The sequence below is a fragment of the Azospirillum sp. A1-3 genome, assembly GCF_023806445.1.
Taxonomy (GTDB): Bacteria; Pseudomonadota; Alphaproteobacteria; order Azospirillales; family Azospirillaceae; genus Azospirillum.
Genome location: NZ_JAMSLU010000001.1, coordinates 1766357 through 1787103, shown reverse-complemented (window position 1 = coordinate 1787103; position 20747 = coordinate 1766357). Strand labels below are relative to the sequence as shown.

Sequence of the window (20747 nt, the reverse complement as noted above, 5' to 3'; positions counted from 1 at the left end):
ATGAAGCGTTTCTACAAGGCGGCAGGCGTCGGCGAGACCGGGAGCGGCTTTCAGGTCGAGCTGGACGGCCGTCCGGTGCGCAGCCCGGCCAAGGCGCCGCTGGTCTTCTCCAGCCGGCCGCTGGCCCAGGGCGTGGCCGACGAATGGGCGGCGCAGGGCGACCAGATCGACGCCCATTCCATGCCGCTGATGCAGCTGTCGAGCACCGCCGTCGACCTGATCCCGGCCAAGCGGCCGGACATCGTCCAGGCCATCAGCGCCTATGCCGGCACCGATCTGCTGTGCTATCGCGCCGAACATCCCCAGCCGCTGGTGGAACGGCAGGCGCAGCTCTGGCAGCCTCTGCTGGATTGGGCGGCGCTGACCTATGACGCGCCGCTGCATGTCTGCGCCGGGCTGATGCCGAAGCCGCAGCCGGAGGAGGCGCTGGGCGCCCTGCGCCGGGTGGTGGAGCGGACCGACGACTGGTATCTGTCGGCGCTGCAGACCGCGACCGGCGTCTGCGGGTCGATCGTCGTGGCGCTGGCCCTGCTGGAGGGCCGCCTCAGCGCCGAAGAGGCGTTCGAGGTTTCGCAGTTGGACGAAACCTATCAGATCGAGCAATGGGGCGAAGACGCCGAGGCCACGAAGCGCCGCGCAAACGTGCGCGCGGAGATCGTGGCCTGCAGACGGTTCGTGGATTTGCTGCGGGGGTGAGGTGTGGGGGTGTCAGACCCCCACACACCGTTTGGAACCCCTTACTTCGTGGTGGTGGTGCCGGTCGTCGAACCGCTGGTGGTCGAACCGGCGGTCGGGGCGGCGCCCGGCGCGACCTTCTCGGTCTCGGCCGGCTTGCGGCTCTTGTTCAGCGACGTCATGGTGTCGTCGTACTTGAACTCCGGCATCGACTTCACGTCGTCGCGGCTCATGCCGGCCAGGTTCAGGCGGTTGTTCTGCGAATCCCAATTGGCGGCGCTGTAATCGACGGCGACCTGCTTCTCGCCGATGCCGAGGAAGCCGCCGGAGCTGATGACCAACTGCTTGGCCTTGCCGTTGGCGTCGAGGATGACGTCCTCGATTTCGCCGATCTTGTTGTTGTCGCGGCCGTAGACGTTCTTGCCGATCAGCTCGTCGGCGCTGGCCAGCTGGCCGCCCAGGCCGCCGGATGTGGCGGCGCTGCCGGACGTCATGCTGTCAGACTTGGTGGCGTCCGACTTCATCGTATCCGACTTCGTCGTGCCGGTCTTGGTGCCGTCCGGGGCGGCGGTGTTGGACATGCTGGAGGTGGAGGAAGACGGGTTGCCCACGGTCGGCGAAGTGGTCTGTGCGACGGCGGCTCCGGTCATGAGAGCCAGCGAAGCGGCGGTAGCGATCAGGATGCGACGCATGGGGGTGGCTCCTTTGTCGTTGTGTCGAGAACACGAGGTTCGTGTGTCGAGAGACATCGGAACAACAGCGACCGAGCCCGTTTTATTTCACCTTCCGGGAATTCTTTTGGTGAGTGACTACCCCTTTGAGGTGTGGTCCCAGTCCGGTTCGTGCGGAATCAGCGTCACCGGACCGGCCTGGAAGGTCAGCCCATTTTCGGCCGCGCGCTGCACATCCTCCAGCCGCAGCAGGGCGAGCGCGGCACCATCGCGGGCGCTGCGGATCTCGCCGGCATCCTTGCCCTCCAGCGTCACCGGAGTCCCCGCTTCCGGCGCCGCGCCGTCGAAGGTGACGGGGAACAGCTTCTTCTTGATGAGGGCGCGGTACTTGGTGCGGGCGGTCAGCTCCTGCCCCATGTAGCAGCCCTTGTCCCAGGAGATGGCGTTCAGCGCGTCCATTCGGCTTTCCAGCGGGATCGATTTTTCCGGGATCAGGTCCAGCGTACCGTCTGGCACGCCGAGCGACAGGCGCAGCCGGTCGTAGTCCGCAACGTCCCGTCGCGCCAGTCCGGCCGCTTCCAGCGCCGCCAGCCCGTCGGCAGGCAGGAACAGGCGGGCGCCCAAGGCCGGCAGCCGCGGATCGGTGAAGGCGACGCCGCCGGCGAAGGGCCGCGCCGCGCCCGGTTCGGCCGGCAGACCCAGCGCCTCCAGCGCGCCGTCCCCGAAAGCGGCGACCACGCGCAGCCGGTCCGGCCGGTCTTCCAGGGCGATCTTCGACCGCAGCTTGTACATCTTCAGCCGCCGCAGCAGGTCGGCGCGCCGATCCGTTTCCGGATCCAGCAGCAGGACGGCCTCCTCGCCGCCGTCCGACTCGACGATGCTGAAATCATGCAGGAACTTGCCCTGCGGGGTCAGGAACAGGGCATAGGCGGCATGGTCGGGCGTGACCCGCAGCAAGTCGTTGGACACCAGCCCCTGCAGGAAGGCCTTGCGGTCCTCGCCCGAAACCGCCACCACGCTCCGCTGGTCCAGCACTGCGTAACCCGCCGACATCCTAGCCTCCCCATCACTCGATAGCCTGAAGTGTTGGGCCGAACGGGCCCGCTGGCAAGAGTCTGCCGCGTTGCGGAAGGCTGGGTTGCGGCTGCCGACTGTGGCATGATGACCAAAGCGGCAGATGCATCACCGTTGGGCAGAGGATCGGTTGTTGACGGCCGGTGGTGCCGCCGGATTACTCTGTTGGTAGCGGTGGCATGGCTTTGGCAATGCCATGCAGGTTTGACCTTTTCCCGGATTGCTCCCCCTTGCCTTCGCACGCCGAGACCTCACCCCCGGACGCTCCGCCGCCCCGTTTGGAGCTGCGCGGCATCACCAAGCGATTCCCCGGCTGCCTGGCCAACGACCATGTCGACCTCGTGCTGCAGCCGGGCGAGATCCATGCGCTGCTGGGCGAGAACGGGGCCGGCAAGTCCACCCTGGTCAAGATGATCTACGGGGTGCTGCATCCCGATTCCGGCACGATGCTGTGGCAGGGGGCGGAGACGACGGTGCCCGATCCGGCCGGCGCCCGCCGGCTCGGCATCGGCATGGTGTTCCAGCATTTCTCGCTGTTCGACACCCTGACGGTGACGGAGAACATCGCGCTCGGCCTCGACAATGCCGGGCCGATGGACCAGCTCGCCGACCGCATCCGCACCGTGTCCGAACGCTATGGGCTGGCGCTCGACCCCGGCCGCCATGTCTTCCACCTGTCGGTGGGCGAGCGGCAGCGGGTGGAGATCGTGCGCTGCCTGCTTCAGGACCCGAAGCTGCTGATCATGGACGAGCCGACCTCCGTCCTGACGCCGCAGGAGGCCGCCAAGCTGTTCGAGACGCTGCGCGTCCTGGCCGCCGAAGGCTGCACGATCCTCTACATCTCGCACAAGCTGGAGGAAATCCGCGCCCTGTGCAGCCGCGCGACGGTGCTGCGCGCCGGCAAGGTGGTGGGCGACGCCGATCCGCGGCAGGAGACCGCACGCAGCCTCGCCGAGATGATGATGGGGGCGGAACTGTCCACTCCCGAACGGCCGCCGCAGGGCGCCGCCGGGGCCGCCCGCCTGACGGTGCGCCATCTGTCCACCACCTCCGACAATCCCTTCGCCACCAACCTGAAGGATGTCAGCTTCGAGGTGCGGGCGGGCGAGATCCTCGGCATCGCCGGCGTCGCCGGCAACGGTCAGGCGGAGCTGATGGCGGCGCTGAGCGGCGAGGTGCTGCTGGCCGACGCCGACGCCGTGGTGATCGAGGGCACGTCTGCCGGGCATCTGGGGCCGCGGGCTCGCCGGGAACTCGGCCTCGCCTTCGTGCCGGAGGAGCGGCTGGGCCGCGGCGCCGTGCCGGAACTGAGCCTGTCGGAGAACGCGCTGCTGTCTGGCTATGCCCGCGAGCCTTTGGTGCGCGGCGGCATGGTCCATTTCGCCCGCGCCCGTGCCTATGCCGAGACCATCATCCGCGGATTCAACGTTGTCGCCCATGGCCATCGGGCGGAAGCGCGGTCGCTGTCCGGCGGCAATCTGCAGAAATTCATCATCGGCCGCGAAATCCTGCAAAAGCCGAAGCTTTTGGTCGTCGGCCAGCCGACCTGGGGCGTCGATGCCGGTGCCGCGGCCGCCATCCACAAGGCGCTGATTGAGCTGGCGCGCTCGGGTGCGGCGGTGCTGGTCATCAGCCAGGACCTGGACGAGTTGTTCGTGCTGAGCGACCGGATTTCCGTGCTGTTCCACGGCCGCCTGTCCGACAGCCGGCCGACGCACGAGACGACGGTGGAACGCATCGGCCTGCTGATGGGCGGCCTGTTCGGCACGCCGCCGGACGAAGACGGGGAGATCACGCGTGCGGTCTGATGGTTTTTTGAGCGCCGGAGACGCCGCATGAGCTTTATCCGTCTGGAACCGCGCGGGCAGGCGTCGAAGACCATGGTCTATGCCACGCCGCTGCTGGCGGTGGTGCTGACCCTGCTCAGCGGCTTCATCCTGTTCATGGCGATGGGCTTCGACCCGCTGAAGGCGCTCTATTCCTTCTTCATCGCGCCGCTGACCTCTGTTCGTGGGCTGGGCGAACTGGTGGTGAAGGCGACGCCGCTGGTGCTCTGCGCCGTCGGGCTCGCCATCGGCTTCCGCGCCAATGTCTGGAACATCGGCGCCGAAGGGCAGCTGACCTTGGGCGCCATCACCGGCGGCGGGCTGGCGCTTGCCTTCTATGGCGAGGGCGGCTGGTGGCTGCTGCCGCTGATGGTGATCGGTGGGGCCATCGGCGGGGCGGTGTGGGCTGCGGTGCCGGCCTACCTGCGGCTGCGCTTCAACGCCAGCGAGATTCTGACCAGCCTGATGCTGAACTATGTGGCTCTGCTGCTGCTGAACTATCTGGTCCATGGCCCCTTCCGCGACCCGGATGGCTTCGCTTTCCCCGAATCGCGGCTGTTCGAGGCCGATGCCACGCTGCCGATCCTGTGGGCGGGGACGCGTGTCCATCTGGGGGCGCTCTTCGCCCTGCTGGCCGTGGCCGGCGGCTGGCTGCTGATCGCGCGCACCTTCATCGGCTTCCAGATCAAGGTGATCGGCCTGACCCCGGCCGCCGCCGGCTATGCCGGTTTCGACCAGAAGCGCATCGTCTGGCTGACTCTGCTGCTGTCCGGTGCGCTCGCCGGCATCGCCGGCATGGGCGAGATCGCTGGCCCGATCGGCCAGATCACCGCCAGCATCTCGCCCGGCTACGGCTATACCGCCATCATCGTCGCCTTCCTGGGCCGGCTGCATCCGGTTGGCATCCTGCTGGCGGCGCTGCTGATGGCGCAGTCCTTCATCGGCGGCGAGGCGGCGCAGATCGCCATGGGCCTGCCCAAGGCCATCACCGGAGTGTTCCAGGGCATGCTTCTGTTCTTCCTGCTGGCGAGCGATGTGCTGATCCGCTACCGGGTCCGCTTCGGTGCGCGGAGGGCTGCGGCATGAACGACCTCGCCCTGATCGGCCCGATCCTGGCCGCCATGTTCGCCGCCGCGACGCCGCTGCTGTTCGCCGCCCTTGGCGAGTTGGTGGTCGAGAAGTCGGGCGTCCTCAACCTGGGTGTGGAGGGCATGATGCTGGTCGGCGCGGTTTGCGGCTTTGCCGTGACGGTGCAGACCGGCAGCGCCACCGCCGGCTTCCTCATCGCCGCGCTGGCCGGTGCCGCCACCGCCTCGCTGTTCGCCGTGCTGACCCTGTTCCTGCTGGCCAATCAGGTGGCGACCGGCCTCGCGCTCACCCTGTTCGGCGTAGGCTTGTCGGCGCTGATCGGCCAGGGCTTCGTCGGCATCCCGCTGGACGGGCTGCCGAAGCTGTACATCCCCGGCCTGACCGACCTGCCGGTGGTGGGGCAGGCGGTGTTCGGCCAGGACGTCATGGTCTATCTGGCGGTGGCCGCCGTGCCGCTGGTGCATCTGTTCCTCTACCGCACCCGTGCCGGTCTGGTGCTGCGCGCGGTGGGGGAGAACCACACGGCAGCCCATGCGCTTGGCTACAAGGTGCTGCGCATCCGCTTCCTTGCCGTGCTGTTCGGCGGGGCCATGGCCGGGCTGGGCGGCGCCTTCCTGTCGATGGACTACACGCCGATGTGGGCGGAGAACATGACGTCGGGCCGCGGCTGGATCGCGCTGGCGCTGGTGGTCTTCGCCACCTGGAAACCGGCGCGCGCCATGCTGGGCGCCTGGCTTTTCGGCGGCGTCACCATCCTGCAACTGCACGTCCAGGGGCTGGGCATCGACGTGCCGTCGCAGCTCTTGTCGATGCTGCCGTATCTGGCTACCGTTCTGGTTCTGGTGCTGATTTCGCGGGACGTCGCCCGCATCCGCCTGAACGCGCCGGCCTGTCTGGGAAAACTGTTTCATCCCGATGCTTGACGCGTCGTTTTGAAATCGAAACAAAGCCCATATCTAAAGATCTGCAGAACTCTAAAAGACCTGAAGAACAAGGAGCGTCGACGTGAACAGAAGGACGATGGGCAAGGCGGTGCTTGGCTTGGCCGGTGCCGCGGTCGCGCTGAGCGTGGGCATGGGCGCCGGTATGGGGTCCGCCTTCGCGCAGGAGAAGCTGAAGGTCGGATTCGTCTATGTCGGCCCGGTCAGCGACCACGGCTACAGCTACCAGCACGATCAGGGCCGTCTGGCCGTGGAGAAGGCGCTGGGCGACAAGGTCACCACCACCTTCGTCGAGAATGTGCCGGAAGGCGCCGACGCGGAGCGCGTGATCGAGCAACTGGCCTCCAGCGGCCACAAGCTGATCTTCACCACGTCCTTCGGCTTCATGAACCCGACGCTGAAGGTGGCCAAGCGCCATCCCGACGTGAAGTTCGAGCACGCCACCGGCTATAAGCGCGCCGAGAACGTCGCCACCTATTCGGGCCGCTTCTATGAGGCCCGCACGGTGGTCGGCGCCATCGCCGGCAAGATGACCAAGTCGAACATCATCGGCTATATCGGCTCCTACCCGATTCCCGAGGTGGTCAGCGGCATCAACGCCTTCACCATCGCGCTGCGCGAGCAGAACCCGAAGGCCGAGGTTCGCGTGGTCTGGGTCAACAGCTGGTACGACCCCGGCAAGGAAGCCGAGGCCGCCAAGGCTCTGGCCGACCAGGGCGCCGACATCATCGTCCAGCACACCGACAGCCCGGCCCCGATCCAGACCGCGCAGGAGCGTGGGCTGTGGTCGGTCGGCCAGTCGTCGGACATGACCCGCTTCGGTCCGAAGTCGCACCTGACCGCAATCGTCGAGGACTGGAACGGCTACTATGTCGACCGCGTCAAGGCGGTGCTGGACGGCACCTGGAAGCCGATCGACACCTGGGGCGGCATCAAGTCCGGCATGGTCGAACTGGCCCCCTACAACCCGGCCATTCCGGCCGACGTCGTGAAGCTGGCCGACCAGATCAAGGCCGACATCGTGTCGGGCAAGCGCCACTCCTTCCAGGGACCGGTCAAGGATCAGTCCGGCAAGGTCGTGATCCCGGAAGGCAAGTCCGCCACCGACGAGCAGATCCTGAAGATGGACTGGTACGTCGAAGGCGTGCAGGGCAAGGTTCCGAAGTAAGCGCTTAGATCCCGCGCGGCGGACCGGGGCTGGAAGCCTCCGGTCCGCCGCGCCGGTCGAATTTACAGATACTGGCCCAGTAGCCGCAGGAACGGTCGGGCTTCCTGCAGGACCAGGGTGGTCTGGTGGAACAGGTCCTCGGGCGAGGCGTGGTGTTCCAGGCGGATTTCCGAGAACAGGATGATCTTCTGCCCGCCCTGGACGATGAAGCGGACATGCGGCAGCCCCTCGATCCCGCGCAGGACCGCCAGCAGGGCGCGGCGGCGCTCCGGAGCCTGGGCGGTGTAGGGCACATGGCCGACATCGGCCCAGATCTGGCAGATCGACCCGCCGCCGTCCTCCGGTCCTTCGTGACGGACGGCGACGTTGAAGGGCAGGCCGTCGGCCATGAAGGTCAGCTTGCAGGGGCGGGGCGGCTTGGCGATCCCCAGCACGCCTTCCGGCGTCACCTCGATCGAACCGGGGTTGATGGGCAGGGCGCCGTCCGGCACTTCGGCCAGCGATTGAATGGTCTTCAGATCGGGAACGGACAAGGCGGCACGCTCGGCTTCTGGGTCGACGGAAACGACAGCATGGGCGCTGGCCGCTAAAATTCTGTAAAGGCTCGGAACGCACGGCTAGAATGGCTGTTCGCTGTGGTCTGAAAATACGAAGAAAGCAGGCGATGTCCGCCATCGATACCGTCGTCGTCCCCATCCACCGTGCCGGCTGGCCCTTCATCGCCGGATTCGCCGTGGTTTCCCTGATCCTCGGTCTCGCCGTCTGGGCGCCGCTCGGCTGGATCGGCTTGGTGCTCACCCTGTGGTGCGCCTATTTCTTCCGCGATCCCGACCGGGTGACGCCGACGCGGCCCGGCCTGTTGGTCAGTCCGGCCGACGGGCGCGTCACCATGATCGTCCAGGCCGTGCCGCCGAAGGAGTTGGGCATGGGCGACAAGGCGCTGACCCGGATCAGCGTCTTCCTCAACGTCTTCAACGTCCACGTCAACCGCGTGCCGGCCGACGGCACCATCGTGGCGGCGGAATACCACAAGGGCACCTTCGTCAACGCCGCGCTGGACAAGGCGAGCGACGAGAATGAACGCATGGCCTTCCGCCATCGCCTGCCGGACGGGCGCGAGATCGCCTATGTCCAGATCGCCGGGCTGGTGGCGCGCCGCATCCTGTGGTGGGTGAAGGCCGGGCAGGAGGTGAAGGCAGGCGAGCGCTTCGGCCTGATCCGCTTCGGCAGCCGCACCGACATCTATCTTCCCGACGGCGTCGCCCCTCTGGTCTGCGTCGGCCAGACCGCCATCGGCGGCGAAACCATCCTGGCCGACCTGAACGGCACCGAACCGCAACGGCAGGGGGACGTGCGGCGATGAAACGACCGCCCGTCTTCCGCCAGCAAATCTTCCGCCCGCACCGGGCCCGCCGTCCCGGCCGGCCGCATCCACGGCTGAAAGGGCTGTCGATCAACCACCTGTTGCCGAACGTCCTGACGGTGCTGGCGCTCTGCTCCGGCCTGACGGCGATCCGATTCGCCATGCAGGGGCGGTGGGAGCCGGCGGTCATCGCCATCGTCATCGCCGCAATCCTGGATGCGCTGGACGGTCGCATCGCCCGTCTGCTGAACGGGCAGAGCAAGTTCGGGGCGGAGTTGGACAGCCTGTCCGACGCCATCAGCTTCGGCGTCGCGCCGGCCTTCATGATGTATCTGTGGGGGCTGAACGGGGCGGGCAGCCTGGGCTGGATCGCCGCCATGGCCTATGCCGTGTGCTGTGCGCTGCGTCTGGCGCGCTTCAACTCGCGTCTCGGCGTGGTCGATCTGCCGCCCTGGGCCTACAACTACTTCACCGGCGTGCCGGCGCCGGCCGGTGCCGGCCTCGTGCTGCTGCCGATGATCCTGGGGTTCGAGATCGGGCCGCAATATCCCGGCCATCCGGCGGTCATCGTGCCGTGGACGCTGCTGATCGGCGGGCTGATGGTCAGCACCCTGCCGACCTTCTCCTTCAAGGGCGCGCGGGTTCCGGCCCATTGGGTGGTGCCGGCGCTGGCCGGTGTCGGCCTGCTGGCGGCGATGATGGTCAGCCAGCCCTGGTGGACGCTGTCCATCGTCGGCACCGTCTATATGGTCAGCCTGCCATTCTCCATCGTCCAGTTCCGCAAGCTGCAGCGTGCCGCGGAACTGATGCGAACGGAGATCCAGGAACCGGCTCCCGAGTCGCAGTCTCCCGAGCCGCCGGAGTCGCAGGCCACCGAAGCCACGGCCCCCGGGAGTGAGCCAAGGAAGCCGGCCTGACCGGCTTCCCGTTTTCTCATTCCGCCGCAGCCAGTTCCGCCACCAGTTCGGCCGCAGACCCGGTGGCGGCCAGTTCGGCGACGGTGACCCGCGCCACCATCGGGATCTGTCCCAGGCAGCGGCCGATATGGTCGGTCTCCGCCTGCGGCAGGTCGCCGACCTCCATGGCGATGGCGAGCGTATCGTCGGTCAGCCGGCTGTGCAGGGCCAGCGGGACCAGCCCGCGCTTGGCGACATATTCGAGGATGCGGGGCAAGGTGCCGGGATCGGCATCGGCGACCAGGGAAAAGGCGACGCGGCGACCGGGCGCGGTAACGCGGGCATCCGAAGCGGATGCGACAGTGGTGTTCATGGTCTTGGACATGGCGTGATCGGGCCTTCAGACGGTTCTGCGGAATGGACGAGCGAAATCCCCGGCTCTCAAAGGAGAACCGGGCCGCTAATTCGCAGAATGCCGTCGAAGCGATGCACGATCATGGATGGGAGCCTAAGCGGCCTGTCGCCGACAGTCAACAGGAGTGAACTCGCCGAACGGTTGGGCGCGTCGCGTTCGGGGAGTGCCGGAGGAGCACCATTCCCCCTTGGTGGTGGCAATCGGTCACGTTCGAGCCGGACAGGAACAAAGTCCACGGGACGCCGTTCCGGTCACGCTTGTCCGTCACAAATGCTCCACCAGAAGGGAGAAGGCCATGCTCGGCACTATTCTGCTCATCGTTCTGATTCTGCTGCTTCTCGGTGCCGTTCCGGCTTGGCCGCACAGCCGCGGCTGGGGCTATGGTCCCAGCGGCATCCTCGGCGTGCTGCTGATCGTCCTGATCGTTCTGCTGCTGATGGGCCGGATCTGATCCCCAGCCTGTCTGTCTGATGCTATCTGCCAGATGCGCGGCGGGGCCGGCGGAGCGCGAACATCAGCCATCCGACCGGCCCCAGCATCAGCACCATCACCAACCAGCCGGCGCGTGGCCCGAAGGGGCAGCGCGACCCGGCCGGCGGACGCCAGCCGCCGCCACGGCGCGACAGCGCCACATGCAGAAGCGGCAGCCCATAGAGGGCGAACAGGACCAGCCAGGGAATCAGGGCCCCAGGAATCCAGGCGGAGAGATCGGCGTTCATCGACCGACGATAGCATCATTTCCAGAGCTGTTGCGACCGATCGTCACGTTATGGTACGGGCGCACGCAGTCTCGGTTGCGTTCCGCACAGAGCAACGAGGTTGAAGCCGGCAGGGACTTTCCGCTAGGGTCGTCGGCGAGTTCGTCCGAAGGGCCTAGCCATGGCACTGGAAATCGAGCGGCGCTTTCTGGTCCGCAAGGATGTCCGGCATCTCTGCCGGGATGGCGTCCGAATCCTCCAGGGATACCTGCCGTCCGACGGCGCCAGCACGGTCCGCGTCCGCATTGCGGAGGACCGAGCCACACTGACCATAAAATCGCTGAAGCGGGGCGCATGCCGGGACGAGGTGGAACACCCGCTGGCACTGGATTTCGCCTGTCAGCTCCTGCTCCATGGCTGCGAAGGGCGGGTGATCGAAAAGACGCGCTACCGCCACTGCCAGGACGGGCTGTGCTGGGAGATCGACGTCTTCCATGGGGATAATGCCGGGCTGGTGATCGCGGAGGTCGAGTTGGACACTCCCGACCAGATGGTGCCGCTGCCGGACTGGATCGGTGCGGAGGTCACCACCCTGCGCGCCTACGGCAACTCCGCCCTGTCCCGCGCACCGATCCGGCGCTGGTCGGCCGCCGCGGCCTGACGGCGCGGAGGGCGGGCGTGCGGCCCGCTGCCGCACGCCTCCTCAAAAAACAGGCTCGAAAAATCAGGCTGTCCGTACCTTGTTCAAGAAGCCCTGGACCTCGCCGCGCAGGCGGTCGGCCTGGGTGGCTAGCGTGCGGCTGGCGGTCAGGACCGCATCGGCGGCGCCGCCGGTCTTGGTGGCGGCGGTGGTCACCTCGGCGATGTTGCGCATCACCTGCTGGGTGCCTTCGGCCGCCTGCTGGACATTCTGGGCGATTTCGCGGGTTGCGCTGCCCTGCTGCTCCATCTCATGGGCGATGTCGGTGACGGTTCCGCTGATGGCGGTCACGGCTTCGGAGATGGTGCGGATGGCGTCCACCGCGCTGGTGGTGGCGGTCTGCATCTCCGCAACCTGGGCGGAGATCTCCTCGGTCGCCTTGGCGGTCTGGCCGGCGAGGTTCTTCACCTCGGTCGCCACCACGGCAAAACCCTTGCCGGCTTCACCGGCGCGGGCGGCCTCGATGGTCGCGTTGAGCGCCAGCAGGTTGGTCTGCTCGGCGATCTCGCCGATCAGTCCGACGACCTGACCGATCCGCTCGGCGGCGAGCGACAGCCCTTCGACGATGCTGTTGGTCTGCACCGCCTTGTCGGCGGCACCCGACGCGGTGGCGGAACTGGCGTTGAGCTGGCGGGAGATCTCGGCGATGGACGCCGACAGCTCCTCCGCCGCCGCCGCGACCGTCTGCACGTTGGCGGTGGCCTGCTGCGAGGCCGTGGCGACGGCGGTGGACTTCGCGGTGGTCAGTGCCGCGTCGGACGACATCTCCTGCGCATCCCGGCCCAGCGAGTTGGCCGATTCGGTCAGCGACATGACCACGCCCGACACCGCCTGTTCGAAGCCGTTGGCGAACTCGTTCATCGTGCGGCGGCGGTCGGCGTCGATCTGGATGCGCATCTCCTCCCGCTCGCGTTCCATCCGCCGCATCTCCAGGGCGTTGTCCTTGAAGATGGTCATGGCGGCGGCCATGTTGCGCAGCTCGTCCTTGCGGTCGCTGCCGGGGACGTCGACCGTCAGGTCTCCTTCGGCCAGCCGGCCCATGGCGCCGGTCATGGCGTGCAACGGGTGGGTGATGGCGCGGTCGATGATCCAAGCCATCAGCATGCCGAGGACCAGCGCCACGGCGGCCCCCACGGCGATCACCATCCCGGCGCTGGCGCGCCCGGCTTCGCGGTCGTCGCGCTGCAGGCTGACCAGCCGGCCGACCTGGCCGCTGACCGTCGCGGACGCCTTGGCCATCGCCGCCGATGCCTCGTGCTGCTTGGCGACGGCGGATGACAGCGAGGCGAATTCCGAGTCGAAGGCCCGCGCGGCTTCGGTGATGGCGGCGATCAGCGCGCGCCCTTCCTGGTCGACCAGAACGGCGCCGGCCTGTTCTGCAAGCCCCAGGATCTCCTTCACCGCGGTGTCGACCATGGCCTTGGCGTCGGCCGTGCCGGTCAGCAGGAAATCGCGCTGGCCCAGCATCGCGGATTGGGCGCCCTGCACCAGCCGCATCGCCAGACCGCGCAGCATCACCGCCTCGTTCACCTCGCTCTGGGCGTATTTGGAGGCCTCGCTCAGGGCCTCGGTCACCATCGCCTGATTCTGCTGCAACTCCACCGCGCGCTCCTGCACGCCGCGCGCGGCCTCGTCGAGCCCCGTGGCCACCCCCGCCTCGGTGAGCGCCGCGACGCCCTTGCCACGCAGGGCCTTGACGGTATCGTGATAGGCGCGGGCATCGCCGGCGATCCGGGCGGCGAGTTCCTCGTCGTTGGTGCCGACGAGGTCCTTGGCAACGGTGTCGGTGGTCTCCACCAGTTCGTCCAGCGCCGCCACGATGCGGTCGGCCAGCGCCTCGTCCGTGTTGCGGCGGAGTTCGCTCTGCTGACGCCGGACTTCCAGAACCCGTTCGATCACACGGTTCGCGCGCTCGGCCGTATCCATGCTGTGGCGCAGCTCGGTATCGGCGCCGCGCTTGCTGGCCATGTTCAGGTCATAGCGTTCGGACTGCTGCTTGCCGATCTTTTCGGCGATCTCACGCAACGCGCGGGCGCGCGTTTCCATGCTGGCGGTGCGGGCGTGCGCCTCGCCGTCCTGTGCGACGAAATTGGCGAAGGCGCTACGGTAGCCGTCGATGCCGGACAGAACCTCGTCCAGCAGACGCCGGCCCTCGCCCTCGGTCAGGGCGGCGCGGGTTTCCTGCGCTTCGCTCTGCAGGGCGTCCAGCATTCCCGGAACATTGGCCGCGGCCTTGGCATCGCGTTCGGTGACGAAGCGCGCCTCCTCCAGCCGGACCGACTTCAGCCGGGTGTCGAGGTCGGCGGTGTGTGACGCCAAATCGACCCGCTCGGCATAGGTGCTCAGGCTGTTCCAGCCGACGAACGCCACGCCCACGGTCAGCAGCAGCACGGCGGCGAAGCCAAGCGCGATCCGCGTTCCGATCGTCATGGATTTTGGACTCCCCGATGGCATCGCCTGTGCGGCGACCCTTTTCTCCCGATCATTGGGACGATTGAACCACAGCTCGGTTAACGTCCGGTTTGATTCAGGTCAGGAAACCCACTTATTTCAGAAGCGGTCGGGCATCCACGAGGGTGCGCCGCAAAATATGCGCTGCAACCGGTCGATCATCTTTTCTTCACCATGAAGCAAACCGGCTCTCCACAATGAACGAGCGCTTGCATGGCCTGTGAACAGACTGGCGAAGACGGCGACCCCCAGGCGGATCGGCGGTTCAATGACTTGCTCCATTTCGGAGATATTTCCCCTGGATTGGGCAACCTCAAGGTGATATTTGCCGCAGTTACCGTGGATTAAATTATCTTTTATCTCAAAAGTGGCGGATTCCGACAGGCCGGCGGGATAGCCCCGCGCCTCCAGCGCCAGCGCTATATCGAGCGGGCGGATCAGCCACTCCTCGCGCATTTCCAGCGTCACGCCGTCTCCGGCCATCAGTGCCAGCGTGTCATCGGGGCCGCCGCGCCAAGTCACCCGGTCAACCTGGGCGCGGAAACCGGCCAGCAGGGCCATGGCGGGCTCCAGCGCCCGCGGCGAGGGCAGGCAGGCATCAGCGACGGCAAGCCGCCGGTCCTGCGGCGGCGTCACCGCGATATAGCCGTCGTCGTTGCGATAGAGGTCGGCCGGTTCGCCATCGGGGCAGAGGGCGAGCGTCCACAGTGCCTCCGTCCGTTCCGGCAGGCCGTTCTGCTCCGCCAGCATCGGCCGGCGGAGCATCGCCAACGGCGCGGCATCGAGCGGATCCGCAGGCAGGAGGGAAGCTGCGGTCATCCCGGCTTGTGCGAAGGCCATCGGCGGGGCGCTCCAGCGGCAGGTAACGCCGCCGCGGCTGAAGCCGAGTCGCTGGTAAAAGGGCAGGGTCGCCGGGCAGAGAACCGAAAGCGCGGCCCCGGCATTCCGCCCTTCCATCATCAGGGCCCGCATCAATGCGCTGCCATGACCGGCGCCGCGCAGGGCCGGGTCGACCGCCACCATGGCGATGGCCTGCACCGGAACCGGGCGTCCGCCGAACCACTGGTCCATCATCCAGTGCGCGGCACAGGCGGCCAGTACGGTTCCCGTGGCTCGTGGAACTCTCAAAACGCGGATGCTGTCGATGCCGAACAGCCCGGCATAGCGGTCGAACAGATCGCGCGACAGTCCGAAGCCGAGCCGCGCCAGACGTGCGACGTCGCTCAGTTCGTCCGGATGGGCCGGGCCATACCCGTGATGTGGAGCGGGGAGGGAGACGGCTGGCCTCCACTCATTCGGCGGCGGGCGGAACCGCGGCGACGCGGGTCGGGATCAGATCGGCATTGTTCGACATGCACGCCTCCGCAGGAATGATAGCGCAACAGCGCGGGCGGCGACAAGGTAAGCGGAGAATGCCGCCGTGCGGAAGAAACCTCACTCAAGCGTGTGCCTTTGTCATTCCGCTCAACCTTGCCGCTGCCCAGCCGGCCGCCTCGCGCACGACGTCGCTGCCGTCCTCGCGCAGAGCCTCGGCCACCGGTCGCAACGACGCGTCACCGCTGTTGCCGATGGCGACCAGCACGTTGCGGACGAAGCGGTCGCGGCCGATGCGCTTGATGGGGGAGCCGCTGAACACCTGCCGGAAACCGGCATCGTCCAGTTGCGCCAAGTCGGCCAGCCGCGGCGCGGTCAACTCGGCCCGCGGCAGGAAGGCGGGTTCGCTGGTCGCGCGGGCGAACTTGTTCCAGGGGCAGGCGGCGAGGCAATCGTCGCAACCATAGATGCGGTTGCCCATCAGCGGCTTGAGCTCGTCGGGAATCGGCCCCTTATGTTCGATGGTCAGATAGCTGATGCAGCGCCGGGCGTCGATCTGGTAGGGCGCCGGGAAGGCGGCGGTCGGGCAGGCAACCTGACAGCGGTCGCAGGAGCCGCAGCGGTCGCGGGCTGGCGGGTCCGGCGGCAGCTCCAGCGTCGTGTAGATCTCGCCCAGGAACAGCCAGGAGCCATGGTCGCGCGACACCAGATTGGTGTGCTTGCCCTGCCAGCCGAGCCCGGCCTGCGCCGCCAGCGGCTTTTCCATCACCGGGGCGGTGTCGACGAACACCTTAACCCCCGCCTTGGTCTGGTGGGCGAGCCATTGGGCCAGCGTCTTCAGCCGCCCCTTGACCAAGTCGTGATAGTCCCGGTTGCGGGCATAGACGGAGACGACGCCGCGGTCGGGATGCTCCGCCAGCCGCAGCGGATCGTCGTGCGGCGCGTAGCTGGTGCCCAGCGCGATGACGGTGCGCGCCTCGTCCCACAGCGATTGCGGATGGCTGCGCTGGTCGCTGCGCTCGGCCATCCATCCCATGTCGCCGTGCCGCCCCTCGGCAACGAACTGGGCGAGCCGCTCGCGCGCCTCCGGTCCCAGCGCGGCGGGGGCGAATCCCACCGCGTCGAATCCCACCGCCAGCGCGCGGTCGCGGATGGCGTCCCGCAGCCGCGCCGGGTCGGCGGACGCCAGCGGAGCGGGCTTAGCCGCGGCCACGATAGCTCGGGACGTCCTGCGACGGGATCCAGACGCCCTTCGGTGGCTCACCGGTCTGGAAGAAGACGTCGATGGGGATGCCGCCGCGCGGATACCAATAGCCGCCGATGCGCAGCCACACCGGCGACAGCTCGTCCACCAGACGCTTGCCGATGCCCACCGTGCAGGCCTCGTGGAAGGCGCCATGGTTGCGGAAGCTGGTCAGGAACAGCTTCAGCGACTTCGATTCCACCAGCCAGTCGCCGGGCACATAGTCGATGACCAGATGGGCGAAATCGGGCTGGCCGGTGATCGGGCAGAGCGAGGTGAACTCTGGCGCGGTGAAGCGCACGCAGTAGGGGGTGCCGGGGTTTGGGTTCGGCACCCGCTCCAGCACCGCCTCTTCCGGGGTCTTCGGTTGGACGGTGGAGCCGCCGAGTTGGGTCAGGCCGGCATAGATGTTCTCAGTCATCGGTCTTTTCCTCTTCCACCCGGTTCTTCTTGGGCGGATCGCTGTCTTTGCCCGCCTTCGGCTGGCGGCCTTGCTTCGGCGGCTTGCCGGGCTTGGCGATGGGATCGATGGTCGCCTCGATGTCGCCCTCGTTCATGCGGGCTTCCATCGCGCTGGCGACCTCCTCGAAGTTGCCGTCCTCGATGGCCTGCCGCATCGTCCGCATCACGTCCTGGTAGTAATGCAGGTTGTGCCAGGTCAGCAGCATCGGCCCCAGCATCTCGTCCGCCTTGAACAGATGATGCAGATAGCCCCGGCTGTAGCTGCGGCAAGCGGGGCAGGTGCAGTCCGCGTCGAGCGGGCGCTCGTCATGGGCGTGCCGGGCGTTGCGGATATTGATGGTGCCACGGCGGACGAAGGCCTGTCCGGTGCGGCCCGAGCGGGTCGGCATCACGCAGTCGAACATGTCGACACCGCGCCGCACCGCGCCGATCAGGTCGCTCGGCCGGCCGACGCCCATCAGGTAGCGCGGGCGGTCCTTGACCATCAGCGGTTCGGTGAAGTCCAGCACGCGGAACATCGTCTCCTGACCCTCGCCGACCGCCAACCCGCCGATGGCGTAGCCGTCGAAGCCGATGTCGCTCAGGGCGGCGACGCTCTCCGCCCGCTGCTCCGGATAGACGCTGCCCTGGACGATGCCGAACAGGCCGTAGCCCGGCCGCTCGACGAAGGCGTCCTTGCTTCGGCGCGCCCAGCGCATCGACAGGCGCATGGAGGATTCGGCCTGAGCCTCGGTCGCCGGGAAGGGCGTGCACTCGTCCAGGCACATGGTGATGTTGCTGTCCAGCATGTGCTGGATCTGGATCGAGCGTTCCGGCGTCAGATGGTGGAGGCTGCCGTCCAGGTGCGATTTGAAGGTGACGCCTTCCTCCGACATGGTGCGCAGGTCGGACAGGCTCATCACCTGGAAGCCGCCGCTGTCGGTCAGGATCGGCTTGTTCCAGTTCATGAAGCGGTGCAGGCCGCCCAGTTGCGCCACCCGCTCCGCCGTCGGGCGCAGCATCAGGTGATAGGTGTTGCCCAGCAGGATTTCGGCGCCGGTCGAGGCCACCGCGTCGGTGGTCATCGCCTTCACCGTCGCCGCGGTGCCGACCGGCATGAAGGCCGGCGTCTCGATGGTGCCGTGGGCGGTGGTCACGCGGCCGCGCCGCGCCCGCCCGTCGGTCGCCAGAAGGTCAAAGCCGATGCCGGTCATGATGGGTCCATCCTGTGCAGCAGCGAGGCGTCGCCATAGCTGAAGAAGCGATAGTTGGTGTCGATGGCGTGCTGATAGGCCGCCCGCATGCGGTCATAGCCGGCGAAGGCGCAGACCAACATGAACAGGGTCGATTTCGGCAGGTGGAAGTTGGTCCACAAGAGATCGACGATGCGGAAGCGGTAGCCGGGGGTGATGAAGATGTCGGTGTCGCCGCTGAAGGGGACCAGCGTCCCGTCCGGCTGCCCCGCCGTCTCCAGGATGCGCAGCGCCGTGGTGCCGACCGAGACGATGCGGCCGCCGGCCTTGCGCGTCTCGTTCACCGCGGCGGCGGTCTCCGGAGAGATCTCGCCCCACTCGCTGTGCATCTTGTGATCGGCGATGTCGTCGACCTTCACCGGCAGGAAGGTCCCGGCGCCGACATGCAGGGTGACCGGCACCCGCCGCACCCCGCGTTCGTCCAGCGCGGCCAGCAGTTCCGGTGTGAAGTGCAGCCCGGCGGTGGGGGCGGCGACGGCGCCCTCGCGGGCGGCGAAGACGGTCTGGTAGTCGGCGTTGTCGCCCTCGTCGGCCTTGCGGCGGATGTAGGGCGGCAGCGGCATCCGGCCATGGCGGTGCAGGGCCTCCATCAGTTCCGCCCCGCCGGCGGAGAAGCGCAGCCGCACCTCCATGCCGTCCTTGGCGACCACTTCGGCGCTGAAGTCCTCGGCAATGACGATGGTGTCGCCGGGCTTAAGCCGCTTGCCGGGCTTGGAGAATGTCGCCCACTCCCGCTCGCCCAGCCGTTTGTGCAGCGTGATCTCCACCGCAACCTCGCCGCGCCGGCCGTCGAGCCGCGCGGGAATCACGCGGGTGTCGTTGACGACCATCAGGTCGCCCGGCTGCAACAGCGTCGGCAGGTCACGCACGATGAAGTCGCGCAAGGTCGAACCCACCTCCAGCAGGCGGGCGGCGTCACGCGGCCGGACGGGATGCTCGGCGATCCGGTCGGGCGGCAGGTCGAAGTCGAAATCGGCGGTCTTCATGGGAGGGGCAAGCTATAGACTGAAGTGCGGGCGGATGGGAAGGGTTTGGGGTGTGCCAATCCTATGCCCCCTCCCTGACCCTCCCCCGCTTTCAGCGGTGGAGGGGACTGGCGCCGCTTTCCCGTAAGGCACCCTCTCCCGCAAAGCGGGGGAGGGTCGGGGAGGGGGCAATCACTTGCGACCCCCATCACTCCGCCTGCGGCAACCCCTGCGCCGCGAGCGCCGCGCTCTGCCGCGCCGCCAGTTCGTTCACATCGAAGTCGCGGATCAGCCCCTGGAACATCTGGTACCAGTTCAACTCCGCCTTCAGATGCAGGAAGACCGAGCCCAGCCCCACCGCTGCGCGGTCCATGAAGACGAACTCGCGTGGGATCTCGACGCCGCCGACGCGGCGCAACTCTGCATGGACCTTGCCGGCTGTCTCGCGCCCGTAATGGCCGCCGTTGGTCTCCTCGATCTTGCGCTGGCGATCCTCCATGATCGGGGCATAGACGAAGCGCGCCCAGATGTTCAGCACGTCGACCAGTTCGTTCGATGGGTTGACGAAGCCCCAGGTGCGGTAGGCCTCCACCGCCTGCTCGCGGTTGTCGGTGCGCAGGGCATTGTAGAGGTCGATCACCCCCTTGACGAAGCTGGGCTTGAAGACGCGGATACAGCCGAAATCCAGCAGGTTGATCGAGCGGTCGGGCCGGACCGTGTAATTGCCCAGATGCGGGTCGCCGTGGATGACGCCGTAATTGTAGAAGGGCACGTACCAGGCGCGGAACATGTTCATCGCCAACTCGTCGCGGGCTTCCGGATGCTCGGCGACGAAGTCCAGGATCTTGCGGCCATGCACCCAGCCCATGGTCAGCAGCCGTCTGCTCGACAGCTCCGGCACCACGTCCGGCACATGGACGCCGGGCGTGCCGGCCAGCATGGACTGGTAGAGGCGGGTGTGCTTGGCCTCGCGTTCGTAATCCAGCTCCTCGCGCAGGCGGGCGCCGATCTCCTTCTGGATCTGGCGGGTGGAGATGGCGCTGTCGGTGCGCTCGAAGATCGCGAAGATCAGGCCCAACTGCCGCAGGTCGGCCTCCACCGCCGAGGCCATGTCGGGATATTGCAGCTTGCAGGCAAGCTCCCGCCCATCCAGGCCGACGGCCTTGTGGACCTGCCCCAGCGACGCGGCGGCGGCGGCCGTGTGTTCGAAGCTGCGGAACCGCGACTGCCAGTTGGGACCAAGCTCGGTCGCCATCCGCCGCTTGACGAAGGGCCAGCCCATCGACGGCGCGTCGGCCTGAAGCTGCGCCAGTTCCTGGGTGTATTCCTTCGGCAGGGCGTCGGGGATGGTGGAGAGGATCTGCGCCACCTTCATCAGCGGCCCTTTCAGCCCGCCGAGCGCCGCCCGCAGTTCCGCCGCGTGGCGTTCCCGCTCCACGCGGATTCCCAGCACGCGCTCGCCCGCCAGCCGCGCGGCCAGCCCGCCAACGGCGGTGCCGACCCGCGCATATCGCGCGACCCGCCCGCCCCATGTGTTCTCATCGTGTTCCGGCATGCCCCACAA

The 20747-nt window shown here is 67.6% G+C and carries 21 protein-coding genes and 1 pseudogene; 9 read left to right on the top strand and 13 right to left on the bottom strand.

Going from position 1 to position 20747, the window contains the following annotated elements; translation table 11 throughout:
* The gene (locus M5E06_RS08415; protein WP_252137833.1) at positions 1-696 is read left to right on the top strand and encodes an ATP12 family chaperone protein; all 696 of its coding nucleotides are present in this window, start codon (positions 1-3) and stop codon (positions 694-696) included.
* A gap of 41 nt (positions 697-737) precedes the next feature.
* On the opposite strand, the gene M5E06_RS08410 is transcribed toward M5E06_RS08415, so the two are convergent.
* A complete protein-coding gene (locus tag M5E06_RS08410) occupies positions 738-1367 on the bottom strand; it encodes a PRC-barrel domain-containing protein (RefSeq protein ID WP_252137832.1) in 630 nt (209 codons plus the stop codon).
* 117 nt (positions 1368-1484) lie between these two features.
* Positions 1485-2399, bottom strand: a complete 915-nt coding sequence (gene ygfZ, locus M5E06_RS08405) for a CAF17-like 4Fe-4S cluster assembly/insertion protein YgfZ (protein WP_252137831.1) — start codon at positions 2397-2399, stop codon at positions 1485-1487.
* 212 nt (positions 2400-2611) lie between these two features.
* On the opposite strand from ygfZ, the gene M5E06_RS08400 reads away from it, so the two are divergent.
* From M5E06_RS08400 to M5E06_RS08385, 4 genes are all read left to right on the top strand, one after another.
* The gene (locus tag M5E06_RS08400; RefSeq protein WP_502801963.1) at positions 2612-4228 is read left to right on the top strand and encodes an ABC transporter ATP-binding protein; all 1617 of its coding nucleotides are present in this window, start codon (positions 2612-2614) and stop codon (positions 4226-4228) included.
* A gap of 27 nt (positions 4229-4255) precedes the next feature.
* A complete protein-coding gene (locus M5E06_RS08395; RefSeq protein ID WP_252137829.1) occupies positions 4256-5332 on the top strand; it encodes an ABC transporter permease in 1077 nt (358 codons plus the stop codon).
* Positions 5329-6258, top strand: coding sequence for an ABC transporter permease (locus M5E06_RS08390; protein ID WP_252137828.1), 930 nt, complete (start codon positions 5329-5331; stop codon positions 6256-6258). The genes M5E06_RS08395 and M5E06_RS08390 overlap by 4 nt, the downstream gene beginning before the upstream one ends.
* A gap of 97 nt (positions 6259-6355) precedes the next feature.
* Positions 6356-7444, top strand: a complete 1089-nt coding sequence (locus tag M5E06_RS08385; protein ID WP_252138531.1) for a BMP family ABC transporter substrate-binding protein — start codon at positions 6356-6358, stop codon at positions 7442-7444.
* A gap of 62 nt (positions 7445-7506) precedes the next feature.
* Here M5E06_RS08385 and M5E06_RS08380 read toward each other — a convergent pair whose 3' ends face one another.
* The gene (locus tag M5E06_RS08380; protein WP_252137827.1) at positions 7507-7977 is read right to left on the bottom strand and encodes a hypothetical protein; all 471 of its coding nucleotides are present in this window, start codon (positions 7975-7977) and stop codon (positions 7507-7509) included.
* A gap of 131 nt (positions 7978-8108) precedes the next feature.
* On the opposite strand from M5E06_RS08380, the gene M5E06_RS08375 reads away from it, so the two are divergent.
* Together M5E06_RS08375 and M5E06_RS08370 are read left to right on the top strand one after the other, a co-directional pair.
* A complete protein-coding gene (locus M5E06_RS08375; RefSeq protein ID WP_244560841.1) occupies positions 8109-8807 on the top strand; it encodes a phosphatidylserine decarboxylase in 699 nt (232 codons plus the stop codon).
* Positions 8804-9724 carry a CDP-alcohol phosphatidyltransferase family protein gene (locus M5E06_RS08370; RefSeq protein WP_252137826.1) on the top strand — a complete coding sequence of 307 codons (921 nt, stop codon included), beginning with the start codon at positions 8804-8806 and terminating at the stop codon, positions 9722-9724. Before M5E06_RS08375 ends, M5E06_RS08370 begins: the two co-directional genes overlap by 4 nt.
* A gap of 16 nt (positions 9725-9740) precedes the next feature.
* Here the strand turns inward: M5E06_RS08370 and M5E06_RS08365 are convergent, their stop codons facing one another.
* Positions 9741-10088: an ACT-like domain-containing protein gene (locus M5E06_RS08365; protein ID WP_109151204.1), complete on the bottom strand. Its 348-nt coding sequence runs from the start codon at positions 10086-10088 to the stop codon at positions 9741-9743.
* A gap of 325 nt (positions 10089-10413) precedes the next feature.
* On the opposite strand from M5E06_RS08365, the gene M5E06_RS08360 reads away from it, so the two are divergent.
* Entirely contained in the window at positions 10414-10569 is a 156-nt protein-coding gene (locus tag M5E06_RS08360) for a DUF3309 family protein (protein ID WP_109151205.1), read from the top strand.
* Between the two features lie 22 nt (positions 10570-10591).
* Here the strand turns inward: M5E06_RS08360 and M5E06_RS08355 are convergent, their stop codons facing one another.
* Positions 10592-10837: a hypothetical protein gene (locus M5E06_RS08355; protein ID WP_252137825.1), complete on the bottom strand. Its 246-nt coding sequence runs from the start codon at positions 10835-10837 to the stop codon at positions 10592-10594.
* Positions 10838-10997: 160 nt separating this feature from the next.
* Between M5E06_RS08355 and M5E06_RS08350 the strand changes: the two genes are divergently transcribed.
* Entirely contained in the window at positions 10998-11477 is a 480-nt protein-coding gene (locus M5E06_RS08350; RefSeq protein WP_252137824.1) for a CYTH domain-containing protein, read from the top strand.
* A gap of 63 nt (positions 11478-11540) precedes the next feature.
* Here M5E06_RS08350 and M5E06_RS08345 read toward each other — a convergent pair whose 3' ends face one another.
* From M5E06_RS08345 to M5E06_RS08315, 8 genes and pseudogenes are all read right to left on the bottom strand, one after another.
* Complete coding sequence (locus tag M5E06_RS08345; protein WP_252137823.1) at positions 11541-13946, bottom strand: methyl-accepting chemotaxis protein; 2406 nt, start codon at positions 13944-13946, stop codon at positions 11541-11543.
* 120 nt (positions 13947-14066) lie between these two features.
* The gene (locus tag M5E06_RS36030; RefSeq protein ID WP_286208760.1) at positions 14067-14423 is read right to left on the bottom strand and encodes a sterol carrier protein domain-containing protein; all 357 of its coding nucleotides are present in this window, start codon (positions 14421-14423) and stop codon (positions 14067-14069) included.
* A gap of 432 nt (positions 14424-14855) precedes the next feature.
* Positions 14856-15197: pseudogene (locus tag M5E06_RS35815) on the bottom strand (GNAT family N-acetyltransferase); the annotation flags it as partial.
* A 208-nt stretch (positions 15198-15405) separates the two neighbouring features.
* Entirely contained in the window at positions 15406-16494 is a 1089-nt protein-coding gene (gene queG / locus M5E06_RS08335; RefSeq protein WP_252137822.1) for a tRNA epoxyqueuosine(34) reductase QueG, read from the bottom strand.
* Positions 16481-16945, bottom strand: a complete 465-nt coding sequence (queF, locus tag M5E06_RS08330; protein ID WP_252137821.1) for a preQ(1) synthase — start codon at positions 16943-16945, stop codon at positions 16481-16483. The genes queG and queF overlap by 14 nt, the downstream gene beginning before the upstream one ends.
* Positions 16938-18179, bottom strand: a complete 1242-nt coding sequence (gene tgt, locus M5E06_RS08325) for a tRNA guanosine(34) transglycosylase Tgt (RefSeq protein ID WP_252137820.1) — start codon at positions 18177-18179, stop codon at positions 16938-16940. Before tgt ends, queF begins: the two co-directional genes overlap by 8 nt.
* Complete coding sequence (queA, locus tag M5E06_RS08320; protein WP_252137819.1) at positions 18176-19204, bottom strand: tRNA preQ1(34) S-adenosylmethionine ribosyltransferase-isomerase QueA; 1029 nt, start codon at positions 19202-19204, stop codon at positions 18176-18178. The genes tgt and queA overlap by 4 nt, the downstream gene beginning before the upstream one ends.
* A 187-nt stretch (positions 19205-19391) precedes the next feature.
* Positions 19392-20738, bottom strand: a complete 1347-nt coding sequence (locus M5E06_RS08315; protein WP_252137818.1) for an ABC1 kinase family protein — start codon at positions 20736-20738, stop codon at positions 19392-19394.
* Positions 20739-20747: the final 9 nt, after the last annotated feature.